The following is an 8342-nucleotide window of genomic DNA, read 5'->3' on the forward strand; positions in this document are numbered from 1 at the left end:
CGCATCGGGCTTGCCGCGCGCAACTCGGCCAATTGGATGATCGCCTACATGGGGATCCTGATGGCGGGCGGCTGCGCCACCCTGCTCAACGGCTTCTCGAGCGGCGAGGAGCTCGCCTACGGGCTCGAACTGGCCGAGTGCAAGGTGCTGCTCGCCGACGAGGGCCGCGCCGCGCGGCTCGATGGCCATGCCCACCCTGCCAGAATCGTGCTGTTCGGCCACGGCAACGCTCCCGCCGAGGGCCTCGCCGCCACCTGGGCCGCGCCCGAGGGTGAGCCTGCGGCGATCGCCCTGCTCGGCGAGCTCGGCCCCGATGATCTCGCGACGATCCTCTACACCTCGGGTTCGACCGGCAAGTCCAAGGGCGCCTGGTCCGATCACCGCGGCGTCGTCAATGCGGTGATGAACTACGTCGCCCAGTCGGCGATGGCCAAGGTGCATGTCGAATCGCAAGGCGAAGCGCTGACCGACCAGCCCTGCGCGCTGGTCGCCGTGCCGCTGTTCCACGTCACGGGCGAAGTGCCGCTGTTCCTCCAGAGCTTCGCGATTGCCCGCAAGCTCGTTCTCATGCCCAAGTGGGACGCCGGCCTCGCGATCCGGCTGATGGCCGAGGAAGGCGTCACATATTTCGTCGGCGTGCCGCTGATGAGCTACGAGATCGCCAATCACCCCGACCGCGCCAATTACGACCTGTCGAAGTGCAAGAGCTTCGCGGCAGGCGGCGCGCCGCGTCCGGTCGAGCACGTCAACCGCATCAAGGAAGCCTTCCCCGGCGGCTTCCCGCTGCTCGGATATGGCCTTACCGAAACCAACGCGGTGGGCTGCGGCAATTTCAACGAGAACTACCTCGCCAAGCCCGGCTCGACCGGCCGCGCGTCGAAGCCGATGGTCGATCTTGCGATCCTCGACGATGCCGGCAACGCCCTGCCGCACGGTCAGGTGGGCGAGGTGTGTATCCGCTCGGTCGCCAATTTCCGCGGCTACTGGAAGAACGAGGAAGCGACCCGCGCCGCCTTCACCGACAGCGGCTATTTCCGCACCGGGGATCTCGGCTATCTCGACGCGGACGACTACCTGTTCATCGTCGACCGCAAGAAGGACATCATCATCCGCGGCGGCGAGAACATCACCTGCATTGAGGTCGAGGACGCGATCTACGCGCATGACGACATCGGCGAATGCTCGGTGTTCGGCCTGCCCGACGAACGCTTCGGCGAGGTGCCCGCGGCGGTCTATGCGATGAAGGAAGGCCGCCCCGCGATCACCCCGGCCGAGCTGCGCGCCTTCCTGCTCGAGCGAATCGCGCCCTTCAAGGTGCCGCTCGAACACCAGATCTGGTTCGCGCAGGAGCCCCTGCCGCGGCTCGGCACGCAGAAGATCGACAAGCGCACTGTCAAAGCCCGCTATCTCGCCGAGGCCGTCGCCGCGTGATCGCAGCATGAGCCACAGGCCATGAGCCCCTCCCGCGTCCCCGGACAGCGCGCGATCATCGACCGGCGCGCGCTGGCCGAGGAGATCGAGGCGCTGTGCGCGTCGGGCGCCGCCGCTGCCCGCCCCGCGATCGTCACCGCACTGCGGCGCGCGCTCGACTCGGGCCGCGCCGAGCTTGCGCGGCGGCTGCTCGAGGCGCCGTCGGCGGGGCACGAGGTCACCGCCGGCTTCAGCTTCCTGATGGACCAGCTGCTGCGGGTGATCCACGATCACGTCACCACGCATCTCTACCCCGTCCCCAATGCGACCCAGGCCGAGCGTCTCGCGATCCTCGCGGTCGGCGGCTATGGCCGCGCCGAGATGGCGCCGCATTCGGATGTCGATGTCGCCTTCATCACCCCCGGCAAGCGCGCGCCGTGGTGCGAGCAGGTGATCGAGACGATGCTCTACCTGCTGTGGGATCTCGGCCTCAAGGTCGGCCACTCCAGCCGCACCGTCTCCGACACGATCCGCATGGCGAAGGAGGATCTGACGATCCGCACCGCGCTGCTCGAAAGCCGGATCGTGTGGGGCGAACAGGCTCTCTATGAAGAGCTGCGCAGCCGCTTCTGGAACGAGGTCGCCAAGGGCGGTGAGCGGCAGTTCCTGACCCAGAAGCTCGCCGAGCGCGATGTCCGGCACAAGCGGATGGGCGACAGCCGCTATGTGGTCGAGCCCAACATCAAGGAGGGCAAGGGGGGCTTGCGCGATCTCCAGACGCTCTACTGGATCGGCAAATATGTCCACCGCGTCGACAATGCCGCGCAGCTGGTCGATGTCGGCCTGCTGACCACCAGCGAATACCGCAGCTTCCGCCGCGCCGAGGGCTTTCTGCTCGCCGCGCGCTGCCACATGCACCTCATCACCGACCGCGCCGAGGACCGGCTGACCTTCGATCTCCAGCGGCAGGTGGCCGAGCGCATGCTGTTCGCCGATCGCCCGGGCAAGAGCGCGGTCGAGCGGTTCATGCAGTACTACTTCCTGCAGGTGAAGCGCGTCGGCAGCCTGACCGGCGTGTTCCTCGCCCACCTCGACGAGGAGATGGCCAAGAAGCGCCCGCGCACCGGGTTCTTCGCCGGCTGGACGCAGCGCCCCCGCCAGTTCAAGGGCTACACCGTCGAAGGCGGCCGCCTGCGCGCTCCGGGTGACGAGTGGTTCAGGGCCGATCCGGTGCGGCTGATCGAGGTGTTCCAGCTCGCCGAGGCCGAGGGGCTCGAGGTCCACCCCGAAACCATGCGTCAGGCCGGGCGCGACGCCAAGCTGATCGACGGCAAGCTGCGCCGCGACAAGCGCGCCAATGCGCTGTTCCTCGAGCTTTTGGCGGGCCGCAAGGATCCCGAGAACGCGCTGCGGTGGATGAACGAAGCGGGCGTCTTCGGCCGCTTCGTACCCGATTTCGGCCGGGTCAACGCGCAGATGCAGTTCGACATGTATCACCACTACACCGTCGACGAGCACACCATCCGCGCGATCGGGCTACTCAGCCAGATCGAGCGGGGCCTGCTGGTCGCCGATCATCCGCGCGCGACCGCCGAGTTCCCCAAGCTCGCCTCGCGCCGCGCGCTCTATGTGGCGGTGCTGCTCCACGATATCGCCAAGGGACGCGGGGGCGACCATTCGGTGCTCGGCGCGGATGTCGCCCACCGGTTGTGTCCGCGCTTCGGGCTCGACGGACGCGAGACCGACCTCGTCGCCTGGCTGGTGCTCCACCACCTCCTGATGAGCCGCACCGCGCAGAAGCGCGACCTGACCGACCCCAAGACCATCGAGGATTTTGTCGGCGAGGTGCAGAGCCTCGAGCGCTTGCGCAATCTCGCGATCCTCACCGCGGTCGATATCCGCGCGGTCGGCCCCGGCACGTGGAACTCGTGGAAGGCGCAGCTGCTCGGCGAGCTCTTCGACGCCGCGCAGGAACGGCTGCGATTGGGCCACAAGGGCAACGGTCGCAAGGCGAGGGTGATGGCGAAGAAGGACGCCGTGCAGCGGTTGCTGGGGGATCAGGATCACCTCGTCGACAGCATCGGTGCGCTGCTCGGCGATGCCTACTGGATCGCCGAGCCCGAGGAGATCATCGCCGGGAACCTCACCCAGTACGACGCCGCTGAAGCCGCAGGCGAGGCGCTCTCAATCGCCTGCGAGGTCGACGAGACACGCGGCGCGACCCGCGTCAGCGTCATCGCCGCCGACCACCCGGGGCTGTTCTACCGCATGGCCGGCGGCATCCACCTCGCCGGCGCGAACATCATCGACGCGCGCATCCACACCGCGCGCAGCGGCTATGCGGTCGACAATTTCCTGGTGCAGGACCAGAACGGCCAGCCGTTCCGCGAGGATGCGCAGATGGCGCGCATCCAGAAGGGCATCCGTGACGCATTGCTCGCCAAGGTCGAACTGGTGCCCAAGCTCGCCGCGCGGCCGCTGGCGCACTCGCGCGCGAAAGCCTTCGATGTCGCCCCGCGGGTCGGCTTCGACAACGACGCCTCGAACCACTTCACCGTGATCGAGGTTACCGCGCGCGACCGTCCGGCACTGCTCAACCGGCTCGCCCATGCGCTCTACAAGGCCAACCTCATCGTCCATTCGGCGCACATCACCGCCTATGGCGAGGCGGCGGCGGACACCTTCTATGTCACCGATCTGACCGCCTCAAAGGTCAAGGCCCCCGAACGCCTCGCCGAGATCGAGGCCGCGCTGCTCGCCGCGGCGAGCGACCTGCGGCAGGAGCAGCTCGAAAAGGCGTAAATGCCACACCTGTGGCAAATTTTGACGCTTGAGTGAAAGCCCCGTTTGCACTCGGCCGCGATCCGGTTAGTCCACTATCAAAACAAGACCACAATTTGGGAGAGAGACTAGATGAAATCCTTTACTTCGCTGCGTGCGTTGGCGCTGCTTGGCGCCGGCATGGCGTTCATCCCCACTGCTGCCTTCGCTCAGGACGAGCAGGTCGGCGAGGAAGAACTCCAGCCCGACAACGTGATCATCGTCACTGCGCAAGGGCGCCAGCAGGCGCTGGCCGACGTGCCGGTCGCGATCTCGGCGATCAATTCCGACACGCTCATCAACTCCGGCGCGAACGACATCCGCCAGCTGAACCAGGTCGCGCCCTCGCTGCTGGTGTCCTCGACCGGTTCGGAAGCCAACGGCTCGGCCCGTATCCGCGGGATCGGCACCGTCGGCGACAACCCCGGCCTCGAAAGCTCGGTCCCGGTGTTTATCGACGGCGTGTATCGCTCGCGCTCGGGCATCGGCCTCAACGAGCTGGGCGAGCTTGACCGCGTCGAAGTCCAGCGCGGCCCGCAGGGCACGCTCGGCGGCCGCAACTCCTCGGCCGGTCTGATCAGCATCTATTCCAAGAAGCCCGAGTTCACCTTCGGCGGCACCGCCGAGGCGACCTACGGCAACTACAACTTCTTCCGCCTCGGCGGCAGCATCACCGGTCCGATCGCCGAGAACATCGCGGCGCGTGTCGACGGCATCTATGTGAAGCGTGACGGCTTCTACACCGATCCCGCCAACAACACCGACATCAATGATCGCGACCGCGTCTTCCTGCGCGGGCAACTGCTGTTCGAGCCGACCGACGCGCTTTCGATCCGCCTGATCGCGGACTACACCTATCGCGACGAGAAGTGCTGCGCGGCGACCTATGTCGATGCCAGCATCACCCCGTCGATCGGGAATCTCAACAATCCCTCGACCCCGCTCACGCCGCTGCAGACCAACGGCAACAACATCATCAACGTGCTGCGCGATCTCGGCCAGAATCTGGGCGCCTTCAACCAGGGCTTCGACCGCACCGTTTCGGTGACCCCGGGCCGCGGCTTTGCCGGCGTCACCAAGGACTACGGCTTCTCGGCGCAGGTCGATTACGAATTCGGCGGGGCGACGCTGACCTCGATCACCGCCTATCGCGAATATCGTTCGGGCCAGGCCTCGGACACCGATTACGGCACGGTCGACATCCTCTACCGCGCCGAGAGCGATGACGCCTACCGCCAGTTCCATACCTTCACGCAGGAAATCCGCCTGCAGGGCGAAGCCTTCGACGGCAAGCTCGACTGGCTGGTCGGCGGCTTCTTCGCCAACGAGAAGCTGACCGCGCGCGACAACCTGCGCTTCGGCACCCAGTATGGCCGCTTCGCGAACTGCCGCATCATCTCGGGCGGGGGCCTTGCGGGGCTCTATTCGCCCAATAACCCGCTGTGCGTCACCCCCGGCGTGGGCCCGGCAACCCTTGCGGCTGCGACCGGGGCTTCGGGCGCGGACATCGTCGCCGGCTTCACCGCGCTCGACGGTCTCCGCGACCGCGGCACGACGAACGACCGCTACTTCCAGGACGGCACCAACTGGGCGCTGTTCACCCACAACATTGTCAACATCACCGATCGCCTCGCGCTGACCCTCGGCCTGCGCTACACCAACGACAAGAAGGACTTCGACGCCACCTTCGGCAACGACAACACGGTGTGCACCACGGTGCAGGGCCTGCTGCTCGACGACCTGTCGAGCACCAACGCCACCGCCCGCGCGCTGGCCGGTTCGCTGATCGGCCTCTCGTGCCAGGGCAACTCGACCGCCGAACTGAACGGCGTGTCGATCAACGACAGCCGCTCCGAGGACGAATGGACCGGCACCGCGATCCTTTCGTGGAAGGCGACCGACGACCTGCTGGTCTACGGCAGCTTCGCGCGCGGCTACAAGGCGGGCGGCTTCAACCTTGACCGTTCGGCGCTGAAGTCGCCGATCCTGCCGTTCGGCGGGCAGGCCGGGACGCAGGCGCTGGTCGGCAACCTCCAGTTCGATCCCGAGCTGGTCGACAGCTACGAACTGGGTCTCAAGTATGCGACCGGCCCGTTCAGCCTCAGCATGGCCGCTTTCCGTTCGGATTTCAGCAACTTCCAGCTGAACACCTTCAACGGAACGGTGTTCCTGGTGCAGAACGTCAACGGCTGCAACGGCGATCTGGTCGGCGGGCCTTCGGCCGATACCGATACCAGCGCGACCACCGGTGCCTGCGCCGCCGCCGATGTCGGCTACGGCGTGCGCACTCAGGGTATCGAGCTTGAAACCCAGATCAATCCGACCGCCGATCTCAACCTGGCGGGCGGCGTGACCTATGCGCGCACCCGCTATGTCGACGATCTGGTCGGCACCAGCGCGGGCGCACCGCTCGATCCGGCGCTGCGCAAGCTGCCCGGCGACAACCTGTCGAACGCGCCCGAATGGGTCGCGACCGGCAGCATCACCTGGACCCCGGCGCTCGGCTCGGGCGGGCTCACCGGCCTCGTCTACTTCGACGGGCGCTACACCGAGGGCTTCAACACCGGCTCCGACCTGTTCCCGCAAAAGGAGCAGGAGGCCTTCGCGCTGTTCAACGCGCGCATCGGGATCCGCGGGCCCGATCTCAAGTGGTCGCTGGAGTTCTGGGGCCAGAACATCTTCAACAAGGACTACGCCCAGGTCGCCTTCAACTCGCCGTTCCAGGCGGGCACCACCTCGGCGCCCTTCCTCGATCCGCAGTTCCCGGGCGGGCGCCAGCTGTTCTCGCACTTCCTCGCCGAACCGCGCGTCTACGGCGTGACCGGCCGGTTCAACTTCTGAGCCGGGCCTTCGCGCAAAAAAGGGGGCGCTCCGGCAACGGAGCGCCCTTTTTTTGTCGACCTACCGCTTCGCTGCTTGAGGCGGGGGTTTTGTCCTCCCACCACTTCGCTACTTGAGGCGGGGGGCCTTAGCCCCGGCTGCCGAACAGCGCTGTCCCCACCCGCACATGCGTCGCGCCGAGCATCACAGCAGTCTCGTAATCGCCGCTCATGCCCATGCTGAGGCCGGTCAGCCCGTGATCCGCCGCAAGCTTGGCGAGGAAGGCAAAGAACGGCGCAGCCTCGGTGTCTGCCGGGGGGATGCACATCAGCCCGGCGAGCGGGATGTCCGTCCGCCGCACCGACTCCAGAAACGCCGGAAGTTCCGCAATCGGGCAGCCGCCCTTCTGTGCCTCGTCGCCGATATTGACCTGCACGAAGCACGGCACCTGCCGATCCGCCTTGTCCATCGCCTTGGCGAGCGCGGTCAGCAGGCTCGGCCGGTCGAGCGAGTGGACACAATCGAACAGCGCCACGGCTTCATCGGCCTTGTTCGATTGCAGCTGGCCGATGAGGTGGAGCGCGATATCGGGATGGGCCTCGCGCAAGGCGGGCCACTTGCCCTGCGCCTCCTGCACCCGGTTCTCGCCGAAGACCCGCTGGCCCGCGTCGATCAGCGGCTGGATCGCGGGTGCATCATGGGTCTTGCTCACCGCGATCAGCGTGACCGAGGAGGGCTCGCGGCGCGCGGGCTTGCACATGCGGGCGATATTGGCGCGGACGGTTTCGAGGCGGGTGGCTGCGTTTTCCATTGGGGCGCTCTATAGCGGAGCCGTGCCTCGCGCAAAGACCCTCCCCGCCCTGTGGCTGATCTCCGACGCCCGCAATGATGCGGCGCTCGAGCGGGCCCTCGCCGCGCTGCCGCGCGGCTCGGGGTTGATCTACCGGCATTATCACCTCGAGCCGGCCGACCGCCTCGCCCGCTTTCGCGCGCTTCGGCGGATCGCGAGGACGCGAGGCCACGTGGTGATGCTTGCCGATTCGGCGCTGACCGCGCGCGAATGGGGCGCGGACGGGATTTATGGCGCACCGCGCGCGCTGTGGCCGCGCCGGGCGGGCCTTCTGCATCTTGCCACGGCGCATGACCTTGCAGAGCTGGGCCTTGCCGCGCGGCTCGGGGCGGATGCGGCGCTGCTTTCGCCGGTGTTCCCGACGGCCACGCATCCCGGCGGGGGGACGCTCGGACCGGTGCGCTTTCGCATGCTGGCGCGGCAATCGCGGCTGCCGGTGATC

Annotated in this window: 5 protein-coding genes; 4 read left to right on the forward strand and 1 reads right to left on the reverse strand. The window is 67.2% G+C overall.

The genetic code is table 11. The features are described 5' to 3' along the window. The 3 genes from NBV68_RS14960 to NBV68_RS14970 all read left to right on the forward strand — a co-directional run. Positions 1-1431, forward strand: a 1431-nt coding sequence (locus NBV68_RS14960; RefSeq protein WP_296311148.1) for a class I adenylate-forming enzyme family protein, incomplete at its 5' end; no start/stop codon positions are given. Positions 1432-1452: 21 nt separating this feature from the next. Then, the gene (locus NBV68_RS14965) at positions 1453-4212 is read left to right on the forward strand and encodes a [protein-PII] uridylyltransferase (protein ID WP_296311151.1); all 2760 of its coding nucleotides are present in this window, start codon (positions 1453-1455) and stop codon (positions 4210-4212) included. A 111-nt stretch (positions 4213-4323) separates the two neighbouring features. After that, positions 4324-7071, forward strand: a complete 2748-nt coding sequence (locus NBV68_RS14970) for a TonB-dependent receptor (RefSeq protein ID WP_296311157.1) — start codon at positions 4324-4326, stop codon at positions 7069-7071. 127 nt (positions 7072-7198) lie between these two features. On the opposite strand, the gene NBV68_RS14975 is transcribed toward NBV68_RS14970, so the two are convergent. Beyond that, entirely contained in the window at positions 7199-7861 is a 663-nt protein-coding gene (locus NBV68_RS14975; RefSeq protein WP_296311160.1) for a YggS family pyridoxal phosphate-dependent enzyme, read from the reverse strand. Positions 7862-7883: 22 nt separating this feature from the next. Between NBV68_RS14975 and NBV68_RS14980 the strand changes: the two genes are divergently transcribed. Next, positions 7884-8342: thiamine phosphate synthase (locus tag NBV68_RS14980; protein ID WP_296311162.1), on the forward strand; the 459-nt coding region annotated here is incomplete at its 3' end.

The organism is Erythrobacter sp. (assembly GCF_023653175.1).
In the GTDB taxonomy this organism is placed as follows: Bacteria; Pseudomonadota; Alphaproteobacteria; order Sphingomonadales; family Sphingomonadaceae; genus Erythrobacter.

Bases quoted from the DNA above. Each gene is read 5' to 3' on its own strand.
- NBV68_RS14965 (WP_296311151.1), top strand. From the start codon at position 1,453: ATGAGCCCCTCCCGCGTCCCCGGACAGCGCGCGATCATCGACCGGCGC.
- NBV68_RS14970 (WP_296311157.1), top strand. From the start codon at position 4,324: ATGAAATCCTTTACTTCGCTGCGTGCGTTGGCGCTGCTTGGCGCCGGC.
- NBV68_RS14975 (WP_296311160.1), bottom strand. From the start codon at position 7,861: ATGGAAAACGCAGCCACCCGCCTCGAAACCGTCCGCGCCAATATCGCC.